The organism is Pseudomonas guineae (assembly GCF_900113745.1).
Lineage (GTDB): Bacteria > Pseudomonadota > Gammaproteobacteria > Pseudomonadales > Pseudomonadaceae > Aquipseudomonas > Aquipseudomonas guineae.
Genome location: NZ_FOQL01000002.1, coordinates 25,737 through 43,132 on the forward strand (window position 1 = coordinate 25,737; position 17,396 = coordinate 43,132).

Consider the following 17,396-nt stretch of genomic DNA (forward strand, 5'->3'; position numbering starts at 1 on the left):
TCGCTAGCGACTTCATTTGGCTTAGCGTTCGAGCCCGACGAGCAAAGGTCAGTCTCTGGCCTCAAGGGGAGGGTCGAAGGCGACAAATAGTTGATCAGCGGTGATCCCCTGCAGGTCCTGACGGATGTTGTTTTCCATCAGAGCAAAAAGGTTGAGGAATACCGAATGGACTTTGCAGTGGTCTTCCATGCCAGAAAATGGGTTATCGATTTTCTCGGCAATCAGCGAGCTTTCTTGTACCGCATCGTAGACCTCGCTGAGGGTTATTTCATGCGGAGGCCGAGCCAGGGTCAGTCCGCCACGGGCACCACGGTAAGACTTGAGAATATTGGCCTTGACCATCAGCGCAACCAAATTGCGCACCCGCGTCGGATGAGTTTTTACCCACTTGGCGATGGTCTCGGTGCGCAGCTTCTGCGGCGCGTTGGCCGCGACGAAAGAGAGGATGTAAGAAGCAGTGATCAGCCGGGTCGACTGGCTCATGGCGAGCTCCGTAATGGGTGGAAGTCGGCGCAGAAACAGCTTCCAAACGGTTGGGCTGAGCGTGCCGTACGATCGGTCAAGCTGAACAGATAAATGGTTAATATCCAAGTAACAATTAGTAAACGCTTTGTACGAGTAGCCCTTATAAAAATCAATGCTGCCATTTAACGAGGCCCTGGTAATGACTGATCTGTTGAATGCGTTACGTGAAATAGTGGGTGAGCAGGGCGTTCTGCAGGGCGAGGCTGTGCGCAGTCGGCAGAGTAGTTACTGGCATCGTCAGCCCATGCAGGCGCAAGCCATATTGCGCCCGGCAACTGTGGCTGAGCTTTCAGCTTGCCTGCGCCTATGTCATGCGGCCGGTCAACCAGTCATCCCGTTGGGCGGTAATACGGGCTTGGCAGAAGCGACCGCTAGCACCGCCGAGCACATGATGCTGTCGTTGGAGCGCATGCAGCGGATTGAGGAGGTGGATGAGGCTGGCCGGAGCATGACCGTGGAAGCGGGCGCCATCCTGCAGACGGTTCACGAGCGGGCGGTCGAGTCGGGTCTGTTATTTCCAGTGGACCTAGGGGCGCGAGGCAGTTGCACCATTGGTGGCATGATGGCGACCAATGCCGGCGGCTTCAGCGTGCTGCGCTACGGCATGATGCGCGAGCGGGTATTGGGGCTGGAGGCGGTGCTGGCCGACGGCACAGTAATCTCATCTCTCGGTGGTTACCTGAAGAACAACACCGGCTATGACCTCAAGCAGTTATTTATTGGCAGCGAAGGCACGCTGGGGGTGATCACGCGGGCGGTGTTGCGCCTGGAAGAGCTGCCTACGGCGCGAACCTGCGCGATGATCGCCGTGCGCGACTTTACCCAGGTAACGGCCTTGTTGAAGCATCTGGATCGTGCGGCAAACGGCGCACTTTGTGCGCTTGAGGTGATGTGGAGTGAGTTCTTCTCGCTCAATACCGGGGTGCATTCCGCGCATCGTTCGCCTTTCGCCGAGGTGTGGCCCTTCTATCTGTTGGTGGAGTGGCAGGGTTGTGATGAGAACGATTTGCGCGAGCGCTTTGAGCAGGCGCTGGCTGTTGCTTTCGATGAGGATCTGCTGACCGATGCGGTCATCGCGCAGTCGTTGAATGAGCGTGAAGCGCTCTGGGCGATCCGTGAGGCAAGCGAGCCGGAGGAATTATTTTTCGACCGGACCCAGGGCTTCGATGTCAGCTTGGCGATCCGCGATATGGAGGTCTTTGTCTGCCGCTTGAAGGTTGATCTGGCCGAGTTGGATGAGCGGGCGACACTTTTGGTCTTCGGGCATTTGGCAGATGGCAATTTGCACCTGACCGTGGGGCTGCATGAGTCTGGGCCGAGCCACGCTGAGGTGGAACGGGTGGTTTATACCTGCGTGCAAGCCTTCGCCGGTGCGGTATCCGCCGAGCATGGTATTGGCTTGGAGAAAAAGGCCTGGTTACCCATTAGTCGGCAGCCGGCTGAACTTGATCTGATGCGTTTACTCAAGCGCACTCTGGATCCCCGCGGAATACTCAACCCAGGGAAAATTTTCGACCTCTGAAAAGCATTGGCATGTGCGCAATTTTTGCGTTATAAAATTGTTAATGTCATCGTTGCACTAACATTTGAAAGGTAACCATTTTTCACTGAAGCGCAGTGCACATACCGGCCGAAAATCTTCAAACCTTGAAAGGGGCAACGCCATGAACAATAAGAAAAATAATCTGACTCAAGCAATTACCGACGGCCACCTGCCGCGCCGCGACTTTCTCAAGTTGGCCGGCATGGTGGGGGTGGCGGGAGCGGCTTTGTCTTTCGGCTTCCCCCTGAATGCCTGGGCGCAGGAGGGCACTCCCAAGTCCGGTGGCGTGCTGCGGCTCGGCTTGGCCGGTGGTAGCACCTCAGACTCCCTAGATCCAGGCTCATGGAGCGACACCTTTACCTTTGTTGGCTTCTCCGCTGTGTACAACAGCCTGGTGGAGATCGGGGTCGATGGCACCGCCACCCCTGAGCTGGCAGAGAGCTGGGAGGCTTCCCCGGATGCGCGCATCTGGACGTTCAAGCTGCGTCAGGGCGTGCAGTTTCATAACGGCAAGACCCTGGCCGCAGAAGACGTAGTGGCTTCGATTGAACACCACTTGGGCGAGCAGTCGACGTCTGCCGCAAAAACCGTGCTCGGTGATGTTCTCGCGGTCAAGGCACAGGGCGAGGACAGTGTGGTTTTCGAGCTGCGCTCAGGCAATGCCGACTTCCCTTATGTTATGGCCGACTACCATCTGGTCATCATGCCAAGCAAGGACGGGCTGGCTGACTGGCGCGCCGGCAGCGGTACTGGTGGCTATCGCATCAAGTCGTTTGAGCCAGGTGTGCGCATGGCCCTGGAGCGTAATCCAGGCTACTGGAAGCCGGGCCGCGCGCATTTCGACAGTGCCGAACTGATCGGTATTTCCGATGGTGCTGCGCGGATCAATGCGCTGATTACCGGTGAAGTCGATGTAATCAACAAGGTCGATCTGAAGACCATCAACTTGCTCAAGCTCAACCCCAATATGGTGATCGAGGAAACCAAGGGTGCCCAGCATTACACCTTCCCGATGCTGTGCGACAGCAAGGAGTTTGGCGACAACAATATTCGCATGGCGATGAAGCACGCCATCGACCGTGAAGCCATGCTCGGTTCTGTGTTGCGCGGCTACGGCTCGGTCGGTAATGACCACCCGCTGCAGCCCGGTCATCGATTCCTGAATACCACGCTGGAGCAGCGCACATACGATCCAGATAAAGCGCGTTTCTACCTGCGCAAGGCTGGCATGGAATCCCTCAACGTACGATTGCAAGCTTCCGATGCGGCTTATTCGGGCGCGGTGGACGCTTCGGTGCTGTTTAAAGAGCAGGCCAGAGCGGCTGGCATCAACATCGATGTGGCGCGCGAACCGGCCGACGGTTTCTTCTCCAACGTGTGGAACAAGCAACCCTTCACCACTTCCTTCTGGTACAGCAGCCTGACCGCCGATCGGATGTTCAGCATCGGCTATGCCAAGGGCGCCAGCTGGAATGAAACCCATTGGGAACACGAGCGCTTCAATGAACTTTTGAATAGCGCCCGGGGCGAGCTCAACGAGCCGCTGCGCCGTGAGATGTACAACGAGATGCAGCAGCTGTGCAGGGATGAGGGCGGTGCCTTGATCCCATTGTTCGCCAACTCGGTGGCGGCGCGCTCCAAGCGAATTGCCCACGGTCCTGAAACCGCACCCTACGGTGAGCTGGATGGGCTGCGGCTGATCGAGCGTTGGTGGCAGGCCTAAACGCTGTACGCCTGCTGCAACTAACGGCCTGTAGGGTTGGTGATTAACTCGTTTGTGGATGCTGAGAAGCGCTAACGCGCTATCAATGCATCTCGATAATGATTCATCACGCTTACCGCGCAGGTCGCTTGCAGCCACAACGTTTGCAGAGGATTGATGTGGTGAAAAGTATTTTATTGCTGCTAGTGCAGCGCCTGGCTTTAGGCCTGCTGTCGTTGTTCGCAGTATCGGTGATCATCTTTCTGGCGGTCGGTTTGCTCCCTGGAGATATTGCCCAGGCGATGCTCGGGCAGGCAGCCACGGATGAAACTGTCGCGGCCTTCCGCGCACAACTGGGGCTGGATCAACCGCCGTTGATGCGCTTCATGCAATGGATTGGCAATTTTCTGCAAGGGGACTTGGGGGTCTCCCTGGCCAACCAGCGGGAGATCTCCGAACTGGTCGGCGCACGATTGGGGAATACCCTGACCCTCGCCGCTATGGCCGCACTGGTCTCGGTGCCGCTGGCACTGTTGCTGGGCATGCTCGCGGCGCTGTACCGCAACTCCTGGTTCGATCGCGCACTTAACACTTCAGCCCTGAGTGCGGTGTCTTTCCCCGAGTTCTTCGTCGCCTACATCCTCATTATGATTTTTTCGGTGAAGCTCGGCTGGTTCCCAAGTATCTCCAATTTGGCACCGGATGCGTCCTTCGCTGAGGTGTTCGAACGTTCGGTGTTGCCGGTGGCGACTCTGAGTCTGGTGGTGATTGCACAGATGATGCGCATGACCCGTGCGGCGCTGATCAATTTGCTCGCTAGCCCCTACATTGAGATGGCCCGGCTCAAAGGTATCAGCCAGGCGCGGATCATCTTTCGCCACGCCTTGCCCAACGCCTTGGCGCCCATCGTCAACGTGGTGGCGCTGAACCTGGCCTACCTGGTGGTGGGTGTGGTGGTGGTCGAGGTGGTCTTCGTCTATCCGGGGCTAGGCCAGTTGCTGGTGGACTCGGTGGCCAAGCGCGATATCCCCGTGGTGCAGGCCTGCAGTCTGATTTTTGCGGCGACCTACGTAGTACTCAATACGCTGGCCGATGTGCTTGCCATTGCGAGCAACCCTCGCCTGATGCATCCAAAGGGGTAGGACATGACGCGTTTGTTCAAAGAGCTGTACCGAGCGCCACTGAGTGCGCAATTCGGTTTTTTAGTCATTATCGTTTACGTGTTGCTGGCTGTGCTGGCACCTGTGCTGGCGCCGTTCGGCGAAACCGAAATCGTCGGCGATGGCTTCGCTCCGTGGGGCGGAGACTTTCTACTGGGTACCGACAACCTTGGTCGGGACATGTTTAGCCGACTGATCTACGGGGCGCGCAACACCGTGGGTATCGCCTTCGCGGCCACGCTATTGGCCTTCTTGATCGGCGGCCTGGCAGGTTTGGTCGCGGCGCTCAAAAGCGGTTGGGTGGACCAGGGGCTGTCGCGCCTGGTGGACATTCTGATGGCCATTCCGCAACTGATCTTTGCCTTGCTGATCCTCAGTGTGGTGGGCACCACTGCCACATCGCTGGTTCTGGTGATTGCCTTGCTGGACGCCACGCGGGTGTTCCGTTTGACCCGTGCAGTGGCGATGAACGTGGTGGTTCAGGATTTCGTCGAGGCCGCGCGGTTGCGTGGTGAGGGCCTGTGGTGGCTGGCGACCCGCGAGGTCTTGCCCAATACCGCGGCGCCACTGATCGCCGAATTTGGTCTGCGCTTTTGCTTCGTCTTTCTGTTTATCAGCGCCTTGTCCTTCCTCGGTCTGGGCATTCAGCCACCTACGGCCGACTGGGGCAGCATGGTCCGCGATAACGCGGTGCTCATCACCTTCGGCAATGTCACGCCGCTGCTGCCCGCGCTGGCGGTTGCAGTGCTGACGGTCGGGGTCAATTTCGTTGTCGACTGGATGCTGCACAAATCCAGCGGACTCAAAGGATGATGGACATGAGCCTAAATAAACCAACCGGCGAGTTGCTGCTGGACATACGTGATCTGCACATCGAAGCGCAATGTGACGAGGGCTGGCTGTCTTTGGTTCAAGGTGTCGACCTGAGCCTGCATCGGGGCGAGGTACTGGGGCTGATTGGTGAGTCGGGCGCGGGTAAATCGACCCTTGGCCTGGCCGCTATGGGCTATACCCGTGATGGTTGCCGCATCAGCCGCGGCTCGATTCACTTCGACGGACAGGACCTGGTGAACAGCTCGGCCGAGCAGTTGCGCAAGTTGCGCGGCCTGCGCATCGCCTACGTCGCGCAGAGTGCGGCGGCCTCGTTTAATCCGGCGCAACGGCTGATTGATCAGCATGTCGAAACGGCGGTTAAAAACGGCGGAATCAAGCCTGCGCAAGCCGAAGCCGAAGCGCTGGAGTTGTACCGTGTACTGGGTCTGCCAGACCCGCAGCGGATTGCTCGCAGTTATCCGCATCAGGTTTCCGGCGGTCAGTTGCAGCGGGCCATGACCGCTATGGCGATGGCCTGTCATCCAGACCTGATTATTTTTGATGAGCCAACCACTGCACTCGATGTGACCACACAAATCGAGGTGTTGGCGGCGATCCGCAACGCGGTGGCGCATTTCGGTACGGCGGCCATCTATATCACCCACGATCTGGCGGTGGTCGCGCAGATGGCAGACCGCATCATGGTGCTGCGCCACGGCAAGTTAGTGGAGGAGGGCGCGACGCGGAAAATGCTTGCCGATCCTCAGCAGGATTACACCAAGTCGCTGTGGGCTGTTCGCTGTTTTCGCACCGAGCCCAAGCCACGCCCCGAGAATCAAACGCCTTTGCTGGAGGTGCGTAACGCTTCTGCCAGCTATGGCCAGCAGCCCGTGCTGAATGATGTGTCGCTGAGCCTGTATCGCGGGCAGACGTTGGCGGTAATTGGTGAGTCGGGGAGTGGAAAAAGCACCACGGCACGCTTGATCACTGGGTTGTTGACGCCTACAGCAGGCTCGGTGTTGCTCGATGGTGCCGAGTTGCCGCGCAGTTTCCAGCAGCGCAGTAAGGAGCAATTGCGCAGCATTCAAATGATCTACCAGATCCCCGATACGGCGCTGAACCCGAAACAGCGCATTGTCGACATCATTGGTCGGCCACTGGCGTTCTACCTCGGCCTCAAGGGCAAAGCCCTGCGGCAACGGGTCGCCGAGTTGCTGGAGATGATCGAACTGGATCCCGATGTGTACATGCACCGTCGGCCTACGGAGCTTTCCGGCGGGCAGAAACAACGTATCTGTATCGCCCGTGCGCTAGCGGCTGAGCCGCAACTGATCATCTGCGACGAAGTGACCTCAGCCCTGGATCAGTTAGTTGCTGAAGGCATCCTCAAACTGCTGGATCGGGTCCAGCGCCAGTTGGGCGTTTCCTACCTATTTATTACCCACGATGTGGCCACGGTCCGTGCCATTGCCGATGAGGTGCTGGTGATGCAGCGCGGCAAGGTGGTCGATGCAGGTCTGCGTGACGCTATCTTCACCCCTCCGCATCAGGACTATACCAGCCTGCTGTTCTCATCCGAGCCGGAAATGGACCCCGACTGGCTAGACCGCCTGCTCCACCAGCGCGACACGAATAAGCCCGTTGAACCACAGCTTTAGTTACCCTAGGAATTGTTATGAAAGTACTGATCGTCCACGCCCACCCCGAGCCACAATCCTTCACCACGGCCATGCGTGACCTGGCCCTGGAAACCCTGCAAGGGCAGGGGCATGAGGTGCAGGTTTCTGACCTCTATGCGATGAACTGGAACCCGGTTGCCAGCGCCGCTGACTTCGTCGAGCGTGAGAATTCGGACTACCTGGTGTATGCCCTCGAGCAGCGTCTAGGCGTCAAGAAAGGCTGCCTAGCTGCGGATATCCAAAGCGAGCTGGATAAGCTGCTGTGGGCCGATACGCTGATTCTTAACTTTCCCCTGTATTGGTTCTCGGTGCCGGCCATTCTTAAAGGCTGGATTGACCGAGTACTGGTGTCCGGCGTCTGTTACGGCGGCAAGCGTTTCTACGATCAGGGCGGCCTAAGTGGCAAGCGGGTGTTGGTCAGCCTGACCCTGGGCGGGCGCGAGCACATGTTTGGTGATGACGCCATTCATGGCCCACTAGAGGACATGTTGCGCCCGTTGTTACGCGGTACTTTGGCTTATGTGGGTATGGATGTGCTGCAACCATTCGTAGCCTGGCACGTGCCTTATATCAGCCACGAGGAGCGCCAGAAGTTTCTAAGTGCCTATCAACAGCGGTTAGAGACGATCGGCCAGGACCAGCCTATTGAGTTCCCACGCTTAAGCCAGTTTGACGAGTTTCTCTATCCGTTGGCACAAAAGTCTTAAAACCTCACGGACTGAGTCACAGCTGACAGGTCTGAGCGTTAAACAGGCTCGGTGGTAATGGATGGCTCGATTACTTGGTCGCGCAGCTGTGCGAGCACCTTGCAGGGTATTGGCGAGCGCACTTGTCGGCCGAGTCGTCGAGCAACTTGCAGCATCAACATGGCCTGAGCTAGGTCACGTGACCTTGCAGTTGCCAGTGGATGGAAGCGGGGCGGTAGCTATACGCCTTGCAGCCGGGTTCAGACGTTTTTGTAAGGCTGTAGCGGATTAGACCAGGGGAGGCGAGTGATGAGTGCAACGATCAGGACGACAGGAGCACTGCTGTTTAGCATGGGCTTGCTGATGCTGGGGAATGGTCTGCAAAGCTCGCTGATTAGCTTGCGCGCCTCGTTAGAGGGGTTCTCTACGCAGCTTACCGGGATCCTGATGACGGGCTATTTTGTCGGATTCCTCGTCGGCTCAACGCTAACGCCACGAATTGTCGCGCAGGTCGGGCATATCCGCGTATTTGCGGCGCTGGCTTCGCTTGCATCGAGCATGGTGTTAATCCATCCGGTACTCATTGAACCGTGGTCGTGGTTTGCGATGCGCCTGGTTACTGGCTTCTGTATCGCCGGTTTATTCATCGTCGCTGAGAGCTGGCTGAATGACAGCGCGAGCAATGCCACTCGTGGTCAGCTGCTGTCGCTGTATATGGTCATCACTACCGGCGCTATGGCCTGTGGTCAGCTGCTACTGAACCTGGCCGACCCTGGTGGGTTTGAGCTATTCATTCTGATTTCAGTGCTGGTTTCCTTAGCACTGCTGCCTATTTTGCTCAGTGCTACGCCGGCACCTAGTTTTGCTGCGCCGGAGCACATGAGCCTGTTGCGCCTATATCGCAGCTCTCCCCTGGGTATTCTTGGTTGTTTTGGTACTGGCATGTCGACGGGGGCGATGCTCGGAATGGGGGTGATCTATGCCCAGCAAATAGGGCTAGAGCTAAGCCGAATTTCTTTGTTTATGGGGCTTATATTCATTGGTGGCGTAACCCTGCAGTGGCCAATTGGCAAGCTTTCCGACACGTTTGACCGGCGCAAAGTGCTCTTCGTTGTAACATTTTTAGCCGCGCTTACCGCCTTGCTCGCAGTCGCAGTCGCAACGCTTTCAGTGCCTGGCCTGTTGGTCGTTGTGTTCTTGTTCGGCGGCTTGGCCTTGCCTATGTACTCCATGTGTGTGGCCCATACCAATGATGCGCTTGAGCCCCAGCAAATGGTTGCGGCCAGCAGTAATCTGGTGCTGACTTTTGGTATTGGCGCCGCGCTAGGGCCTAGCCTTGCCGCCGCCGTTATGGGCCTGCTGGGGCCTAATGGCTTCTTTTGGTACTTAACAGTCGTGCATGCGTGTATCGGTATCTTCGCCTTGTACCGCATGACTCGGCGCAGCTCCGTACCGACCGACGAGCAAGGGCTTTGTGTGCCTATTGGCTCGGGTACCTCCCAGGTCGCTATGGCCATGGTTCAGGAGGCTTCAGTCAACCAAGTTGTTGGCAGTGATGGAAAACCTCAGGATCTTATTTAAGTTCTGTAGGTATTCATGACGTTAGGGGCGATTCACTCGAAGGGTCGCAGCGGAGTTTGCTTAATACAGGCATCCATCAGGACATTTGTGCCAGCGTCTTACGAAAACGCAGCAGAGCCCCGGTAAAAAATAGTGCGCCGATGACGATGATTGCCAGGAACTGCGGCCAGACGGTTGTAAACCCTGCACCGCGGTAGAGGATCGCCTGGGCCAGGTCGACAAAGTGGGTAGTGGGGGCCGCCCACATGATCTGTTGCACCAGCTCGGGCATGCTCTCGCGCGGTGTGGTGCCGCCAGAGAGAATTTGCAGCGGGATCAGCACCAGAATAATCAGCAGCCCCAGCTGCGGCATCGAGCGCGCGATGGTGCCGAAGAAAATACCCATCGAGGTAGTGGCAAACAGGTGCAGTAAAGCTCCGCACAGAAACAATGGCAGCGAGCCAGCAATTGGCACCTGCAGCCAGCCTTGCACCACCAGTAGCAGCGATAGCGCAGTGGCCAGCAACACCACCAGCCCCATCGACCAGACCTTAGCCAGCATGATTTCGGGCGGTGTCACGGGCATCACCAGCAGGTGTTCGATGGTGCCGTGCTCACGCTCACGAATCAGCGCGGCACCGGTGAGGATGATCGACAGCATGGTGATCTGGTTGATCACCTCCATCACCGAGCCGAACCAGCTGCGCGTCAGGTTTGGGTTGTAGGCTATGCGCACGGCCAACTCCGCTTGCTGCGGCAGGTCGGCCCGGTAGTGACGCAAGAACGCGCTGACCTCCTGCGCGCCGATCACTTGGATATAACCGGCACCGGTGAAGGCCATGCTTACCTGAGTGGCATCGACGTTGAGTTGGATGGCTGGGCTGCGTCCGGCGAGAACGTCGCGCTGAAAGTCCGGTGGAATGTTCAAGGTAAAGGTGTACTGCCCGGAATCCATGCCGTGGTCCATCTCGCTCAGTTGGATGCGTTGTGGCGGCCGAAAAAACGGCGGTTGAAAGGCATCAATCAACCGTTCGGAGAGTGGCGAGCGATCCTCATCGACTACCGCAATCGAGGCGTTGTGCAGGCTCTCAGGCATGCTGGTGGCGGCGGTGATGATGCCCAGGCTAAAGGCCCAGATAATCAGCAGGAGTAATGCTGGATCACGCTGCAGGCTGCGCAGCTCCTTGAGCCCCAGGTGGAAAATATTGGCGAGCTGCTCCATGTCAGGCCTCCTGCTTCTTCAGCAAGCTGGTACAGAGCGCCAGCAACAACGGAATGGTGATGAGCAAAGGGATGAAGTAGCCGTACAGCTCAGTGAAGCCGAGCGCCTTGGAAAATACCCCGCGACTGATGATTAAAAAGTGCGAGGTGGGGTAAATCTGGCCAATCACTGCGCCAAAGCCTTCCAGTGACGACACCGGGTAAATCAGCCCGGAGAACTGGATGGCCGGAATCAAGGTAACAATGGCCGTGCCAAATACCGCCGCGATCTGGCTGCGAGTGAAGGTCGACATCAACAGGCCCATGGCGGTGGCACAACTGATGTACAACAAGCCTCCGGTTAGCAAAGCCAGCAGGCTGCCCTTGAGTGGTACATCGAAGACGAATACCGCCGCAATCAACAGCAGAACGAAATTGAGCATGCCCAGGGCGATATAGGGCAGTTGCTTGCCGAGCAGGAACTCCAGCCGGGTGACCGGCGTGACATACAGGTTGATGATCGAGCCCAGTTCCTTCTCACGCACCACGCCAAGAGCCGTGAGCATGGCCGGAATAAGCATTAGTAACAGCGGAATCACCGCCGGCACCATGGCGTTAAGGCTTTCCACATCAGGGTTGTAGCGGTACCGCACTTCTAACGCCGGCAGGCTGCTGCGGGTTGAAGCGCTGTCCTTACGGGCCAGTTCCTGCAAGTAACTGGCATGCAAGCCCATTACATAACCTTTAATAGTTTCGGCGCGCATCGGCATGGCGCCGTCGATCCACATGCCGATCTGCGGCACGGCCCCACGCTTGAGATCACGGCCAAAATCAGGCGGAATTTCCACCGCCAGGCTGATCTTGCCGCTGCGCATGCGCTGTTCCAAATCGTCGTAATCGTGCAAGGGTGGTTGTTCGATGAAGTAGCGCGAGCCGGCCAGGTTGAGTGCGTAGGCCTGGCTGGTAGTGGTCTGGTCACGGTCGAGCACCGCGTAGGTCAGGTCTTCAACGTCGAGGCTGATGCCATAACCAATGATGAACAACAGTAGCAGGCTGCCGAGCAGGGCCATGCTGCCTCGAATCGGGTCGCGGCGCAGCTCCAAGGCTTCGCGGCGGGTATAGCTAAACAGGCGCAGCAAACTGAAGCGTTTGCGTTTAACCGCGACTGCCTGTTGCGCTGGAACGGCGGCTGTTGCTTCAGATGTAGGTGCTTGCGTTGGTTCGCCCACCGCCTCTTTCAGGTAGGCAATAAAGGTCGCTTCCAAAGTGGGCAGGCCGCGCTTATCAATCAGTGCCTGCGGCGTGTCACTGTCCAGCACCTTGCCCGCATGCATCAAGGAGATGCGGTCGCAGCGCAACGCTTCATTCATAAAATGGGTGGAGATGAAGATGGTCACGCCGTCATCGCGCGACAGGTCGAGCATCAGCTGCCAGAACACATCGCGGGCAATGGGGTCGACGCCTGAGGTCGGCTCATCAAGAATGAGGATTTCCGGTTTGTGGATCACCGCCACGGCCAGCGATAAACGCTGACGAATGCCCAGCGGCAGACGCTCAGGCAGCTGATCCATGACGCTGCCAAGGTTGAAGCGCTCGGCCATTGCCGTCACCCGCGCAGCGATATCTTCGGTCGGTACGTGAAATAGCTGGGCATGCAACACTAAGTTTTGCCGCACGCTTAGCTCGCCGTACAGCGAGAAGGCCTGCGACATATAACCAACCCGCTTACGCGTAGCCATGTCATTGGCGTCCACGGTTTGGCCGAACAGCAGGGCTTCCCCCTCACTGGCGGGCAACAAGCCGGTAAGCATCTTCATTGTGGTGGTTTTGCCGCAGCCATTGGAACCGAGAAAACCGAAGATTTCGCCGCGCTCAATGCGAAAGTCGACGTGGTCGACCGCGACAAAATCACCGAAACGCATGGTCAGGTCACGCGCCTCAATGGCAATTGCCTGTTCGCCTGCGGGCCGTGGCGGAATGACCAATTGCGTATGACCCTTACGCTTGGCTTCCGGCATCAGGGCGATAAAGGCCTCTTCCAGACTTTTGCATCCTGTGCGTTGCAGCAGTTCGGCTGGGCTGCCGGTGGCCAATACAGCGCCGTCATCCATGGCGATCAGATGATCGAAGCGCTCGGCTTCTTCCATGTAAGCCGTGGCCACCAGCACGCTCATCTGCGGGCGCTGGGCGCGAATGCGCTCGATCAACTCCCAGAACTGGTTACGCGACAGCGGGTCGACCCCGGTGGTGGGCTCGTCGAGGATCAGCAAGTCGGGGTCGTGGATCAAGGCGCAGCACAGCCCGAGCTTTTGCTTCATGCCGCCCGATAACTTGCCTGCCGGGCGTTCGCCAAATTTACTGAGGCCGGTACTGCGCAGCAGGTCATCGATACGGCTTTTGCGCTCGGCCTCGGCCTGGCCGAAGAGGCGGGCGAAGAAGTCCAGGTTCTCGATCACCGAGAGCGTCGGGTAAAGGTTCTTACCCAACCCTTGAGGCATGTAAGCGATATGCGGGCAAACCTGTCGGCGATGATCGCGGCTGGCCATGTCGCCACCGAGCACTTCGATCTGCCCGCTCTGGATTTTACGGGCGCCGGCAATCAGTGCCAGCAAGCTGGATTTGCCCACGCCATCCGGGCCGATCAAGCCGACCATGCGTTGCGCCGGCACTTCCAGGCTGACTGCATCAAGGGCGCAGGTTTTACCGTAGTGCAGGCTGACTTCATGCAACTGTGCGACGGTTGCCGCTGCTGTGCTCACTGCGGAACCTTAATCGCCAGATGTTCAGGCCACTCGAGCTGCGGGTCGAGGCGCAGATACGCCACGCCGGGTACGCCGGTTTTTACTTGCTTGAGGTGGCGCTGCAGCAGCTCAGGATCCAGCCGTGCTTTAACGCGAAACATGAGCTTTTCGCGCTCATTGGCGGTTTCCACGGTTTTTGGGGTGAACTGAGCGACGCTGGCCACATAGCTGACTTCAGCCGGGATCACATACTGCGGTATGGCATCGATCACCAGGCGCACCTCGGCGCCCAGCGCGACTCGACCAGCCTGTTGCTCGGGCAGGAAGAAGGTCATGTACACATCACTCAGGTCGACCAGGTTAAGCACCTTGCCGCCTGCACCGATGACCTCGCCCGGTTCGGCGATGCGGTATTGCACGCGGCCCCCGCGTGGTGCTTTGAGCTGGCTGTCTTCAATGTCGATCTGCAAGCGGGCCACGCTGGCTTGAGTGGCTTCTAAGGCAGATTGCGCCTCGATCACCTGCGACTGTGCGGCGGCAATGCCCGCTTCAGCGGAGATGACTTGAGACCGCGCGGCGGCCAGTGCCGCCTGAGTGCTTTGCAGACGGGCGAGGTCATCGTCCAGTTGCTGCTGCGCCATGGCGCTGCGTTTGACCAAGATGGCGCTGCGGGCGTGGCGTTTTTGCGCGGCCGACATTTCCGCCTGGCGCTGACGGACGATCGCCTCGGCGGTGATTTTCTCGCTTTCGCGCAGACGTACCTGGGCACGTGCGGTCAGCTGGCTGTTCTGTGCCTGGCGCATTTGTGCCTGGGCCTGGGCCAACTGCGCTTCAAGTACTTGGGTGTCCATGCGCGCAATAACTTGCCCAGGTTGGATGAACTGGCCTTCCTCGACGTCGATACTGGCGATTCGTCCGGGCAGCTTGCTGGCCGCGTCGACGTCGGTGGCTTCAATGCGGCCGTTGCCGCTGGCAAAGCCATCCCCCAAGCCAGTAGGGCGCAGGGTGTACCAGAGCATACCGGCGATAATTGCCACGGCTGCAACGCTCACGGCAGGAAAGATCCATTTACGACTGACTGACATAGTTACCTTGTGAAGCTAAACAGAAGAGTTGGACAACTGCGGCTCTCGCCGTCACTTAGGGCCGGTTAGGGTTGCTCGAAGCGGTTCAAGCGTCGGCGCAGATGGTTGTTTTCCACGCGCAGGTGCTCCAGTTCATCGAGCAACTGCAACGCCAGGGCAATCCCGGCCCATTCAATTTGCAGTTCGGCTTGTAAGCGAAACGCACGCTTGACGATGGCCAGTGCGTCGGCATCGAACTGCCATTGATCGGGTGTTAGGCCTGCGGGTTCGACGATGCCATGCTCGACAATTTCCAGCACAACCGTCTGCGGCAGCTCGGCACACTGGCAGAACTCATGAATGTTAAGTTGCATGATCAGGCTACTCATCACTGACTCCACTGCGCGCGCGGATTAAAAGCGACTTGCTCGGCCAGCTGTGCCCATAGCGCACGCGTAGCCTCGTCGGCTTGAGCCGGGATGACGATCTTGAACAGCGCATACAGATCACCCGGCTCGCTGGATTTATTCAGCAGCCCCTTGCCCTTGATGCGCAGCCGTTGCCCACTTTGGGTGTTGGCGGGAATGCGCAGGTTGATTTTGCCGGTCAACGTGGGGACCGTGATTTGCCCGCCTAGCGCGGCTTCCCAGGGTGCCAACGGCACAGTGAGAATCAGGTTGTGCCCCTCAACGTCGAACAGCGGGTGCGGCACCAGGCGAATAATCAGGTACAGATCGCCATTTGCGCCGCCGCCCAACCCTGAAGCACCTTGGCCCTTCAAACGAATACGTTCGCCGTTGCTCACACCGCGTGGGATTTTTACGTTTAAGGTCTTGTTGAGGGCAGGCAGTGGCTGGCCATCGGGGCTGTACTGCGGCAATTGAAAGGCGATGGTCTTCGTCTCTTCTGCCAATGTTTCTTCGAGCAGCAGCGCCAGCTCCATTTCAACATCTTGCCCGCGCCGCGCGCTGTTGCGGCCGCCACGCTGGGCGCGCCCCGCACCACCAAACAGCGACTCGAAAAAATCCGAATATTCACTGCTGCCGCCCATGCCATCGGCAAATCCAGGATTGCCGTGCGCGTTCCAGCCGGGTGGCGGCTGGAAGGGTTGGCCTTGTTCTGCGTGTTTACTCAGCTCATCGTACTCGGCACGTTTTTCAGCGCTTTTCAGCACTTCGTAGGCCTCGGCGACTTCCTTGAATTTATGCTCGGCGTCCTTTTCCTTGCTGACGTCAGGGTGGTATTTGCGCGCCAGCTTGCGATAGGCCGCTTTGACCGCCTTGTCATCTGCACCCGGCTCAAGCCCGAGTGTCTTGTAGTAATCCTTAAAGTCCATCGGGCCACCTTGGGTTATCCACCGAGACGTTCTTACACCTGTATACGCCTACTCGGTGCAAGATGTTTTGTCTGAGATCAGGGTTTTAGGTAGTAGCGTCCGTCGCTGCTTGGCAAACCTGAGTGCTGGCCAGCATGGCCTCGATTTGATCGGGCGCGCCGATTACCGCGCGCCGGCTTGTAGCTAAAGCAAAGGCCCGCGGGCTCTCGACCTTAGGCCCCATCGAGCCTGCCGCGAAGTTGTGCTGGCGTGACCCTAGCCAGCGCAGGTTGGTTGGGCTTACCCCGGTCGAGGTAAACCGCCGTTACGTCGGTGGCTGATCGCGGCGTAGCAGTGCATTGCAGACTAGGGCAATGACGACTCTCATCAGTCAGCTCCGCGAGGCGTCATCCGAGGGTCGCCACCAGCACGGCTTTAATGGTGTGCATGCGGTTTTCGGCTTGGGTGAAGACGATGGAAGCCTCGGACTCGAACACCTCGTCGGTGACTTCAATCTCGCTCAGGCCATATTTTTCATGCACCTCGCGGCCTACCTCGGTTTCCAGATTGTGGAAGGCGGGCAGGCAATGCATAAACCTGGCGCGTGGCTTGCCGGTGGCCTGCATCAGCACGGTGGTCACCTGATAGGGCAGCAATTTGTCGATACGCTGCTGCCACACCGCGTCGTCCTGGCCCATCGAGACCCAGACATCGGTATAGAGAAAGTCTGCACCAGCCACAGCCTTGATCGGGTCGGTCTCCAGGGTGATACGCGCACCTGTGGTGAGCGCGAGCTCGCGCATCTGCGCCACCAACTCGGCAGGCGGTTGCAGGTCGGCAGGCGAGCAAATGCGCACATCCATGCCCATCTGCGTACCGCCCACCAGCAACGAACTGCCCATGTTGAAGCTGGCGTCGCCGAGGTAGCAGAAGCTCAGTTCGTGCAGCGGCTTTTCGCCGAATTCCTGCATGGTCAGCAAGTCGGCGAGGATCTGCGTGGGGTGCATTTCATCGGTCAGGCCGTTCCACACCGGTACCTTGGCGTAAAGCGCCAGCTCCTCAACCACGCTCTGGTGGAAGCCACGGTATTCAATGCCATCGTAGTAACGACCCAACACGCGGGCGGTGTCTTTCAGCGACTCCTTGTGCCCCAGTTGTGAGCTGCCGGAATCGAGGCAGGTGACATGGCCGCCTTGATCATGCACGGCGACCTCGAACGCACAGCGGGTGCGTGTCGAGGGTTTCTCGAAGATCAGGGCGATGTTCTTGCCCTTTAAACGGGGCACTTCGTTGCCGGCTGCTTTGGCGCGTTTGAGCTCGGCAGACAGATCGAGCAGGTAGCGAATCTCATCAGGGGTAAAGTCCTTCAGCGCCAGCAGGCTGCGGTTATGCAGATTGAAGCTCATAG

14 protein-coding genes are annotated in these 17,396 nt (G+C 58.3%); 7 read left to right on the forward strand and 7 right to left on the reverse strand.

The annotated features are described in order from the left end of the window. Positions 1-48: 48 nt before the first annotated feature. On the reverse strand, positions 49-483 hold the full coding sequence (locus BMZ32_RS09105) for an RrF2 family transcriptional regulator (RefSeq protein ID WP_090241662.1): 435 nt from the start codon (positions 481-483) through the stop codon (positions 49-51). A gap of 181 nt (positions 484-664) precedes the next feature. Between BMZ32_RS09105 and BMZ32_RS09110 the strand changes: the two genes are divergently transcribed. From BMZ32_RS09110 to BMZ32_RS09140, 7 genes are all read left to right on the forward strand, one after another. Beyond that, entirely contained in the window at positions 665-2,047 is a 1,383-nt protein-coding gene (locus tag BMZ32_RS09110; RefSeq protein ID WP_090242090.1) for an FAD-binding oxidoreductase, read from the forward strand. Between the two features lie 142 nt (positions 2,048-2,189). Further along, positions 2,190-3,791, forward strand: coding sequence for an ABC transporter substrate-binding protein (locus BMZ32_RS09115; protein ID WP_090241664.1), 1,602 nt, complete (start codon positions 2,190-2,192; stop codon positions 3,789-3,791). 161 nt (positions 3,792-3,952) lie between these two features. Beyond that, a complete protein-coding gene (locus tag BMZ32_RS09120) occupies positions 3,953-4,912 on the forward strand; it encodes an ABC transporter permease (protein ID WP_090242091.1) in 960 nt (319 codons plus the stop codon). A 3-nt stretch (positions 4,913-4,915) separates the two neighbouring features. Beyond that, positions 4,916-5,743, forward strand: a complete 828-nt coding sequence (locus BMZ32_RS09125; protein WP_090241666.1) for an ABC transporter permease — start codon at positions 4,916-4,918, stop codon at positions 5,741-5,743. A gap of 5 nt (positions 5,744-5,748) precedes the next feature. Continuing rightward, complete coding sequence (locus BMZ32_RS09130) at positions 5,749-7,401, forward strand: ABC transporter ATP-binding protein (RefSeq protein ID WP_090241667.1); 1,653 nt, start codon at positions 5,749-5,751, stop codon at positions 7,399-7,401. A 17-nt stretch (positions 7,402-7,418) separates the two neighbouring features. Next, positions 7,419-8,129 (forward strand): NAD(P)H-dependent oxidoreductase, encoded by a 711-nt coding sequence (locus tag BMZ32_RS09135; protein WP_090241668.1) that lies wholly within the window; start codon positions 7,419-7,421, stop codon positions 8,127-8,129. A 288-nt stretch (positions 8,130-8,417) separates the two neighbouring features. After that, positions 8,418-9,689, forward strand: a complete 1,272-nt coding sequence (locus tag BMZ32_RS09140; RefSeq protein WP_090241670.1) for an MFS transporter — start codon at positions 8,418-8,420, stop codon at positions 9,687-9,689. Positions 9,690-9,765: 76 nt separating this feature from the next. On the opposite strand, the gene BMZ32_RS09145 is transcribed toward BMZ32_RS09140, so the two are convergent. The 6 genes from BMZ32_RS09145 to argF all read right to left on the reverse strand — a co-directional run bounded on the left by BMZ32_RS09145 (position 9,766) and on the right by argF (position 17,394). Next, the gene (locus BMZ32_RS09145) at positions 9,766-10,890 is read right to left on the reverse strand and encodes an ABC transporter permease (protein ID WP_090241671.1); all 1,125 of its coding nucleotides are present in this window, start codon (positions 10,888-10,890) and stop codon (positions 9,766-9,768) included. A 1-nt stretch (position 10,891) separates the two neighbouring features. Next, complete coding sequence (rbbA, locus tag BMZ32_RS09150) at positions 10,892-13,627, reverse strand: ribosome-associated ATPase/putative transporter RbbA (RefSeq protein WP_090241673.1); 2,736 nt, start codon at positions 13,625-13,627, stop codon at positions 10,892-10,894. Beyond that, positions 13,624-14,628, reverse strand: coding sequence for an HlyD family secretion protein (locus BMZ32_RS09155; protein ID WP_425272875.1), 1,005 nt, complete (start codon positions 14,626-14,628; stop codon positions 13,624-13,626). The genes rbbA and BMZ32_RS09155 overlap by 4 nt, the downstream gene beginning before the upstream one ends. A gap of 131 nt (positions 14,629-14,759) precedes the next feature. Next, the gene (locus tag BMZ32_RS09160; RefSeq protein ID WP_090241675.1) at positions 14,760-15,062 is read right to left on the reverse strand and encodes a chaperone modulator CbpM; all 303 of its coding nucleotides are present in this window, start codon (positions 15,060-15,062) and stop codon (positions 14,760-14,762) included. After that, positions 15,062-16,009: a curved DNA-binding protein gene (gene cbpA, locus BMZ32_RS09165; protein WP_090241677.1), complete on the reverse strand. Its 948-nt coding sequence runs from the start codon at positions 16,007-16,009 to the stop codon at positions 15,062-15,064. Before cbpA ends, BMZ32_RS09160 begins: the two co-directional genes overlap by 1 nt. Before the next feature lie 386 nt (positions 16,010-16,395). Then, a complete protein-coding gene (argF, locus tag BMZ32_RS09170) occupies positions 16,396-17,394 on the reverse strand; it encodes an ornithine carbamoyltransferase (protein ID WP_090241678.1) in 999 nt (332 codons plus the stop codon). Positions 17,395-17,396 lie beyond the last annotated feature (2 nt).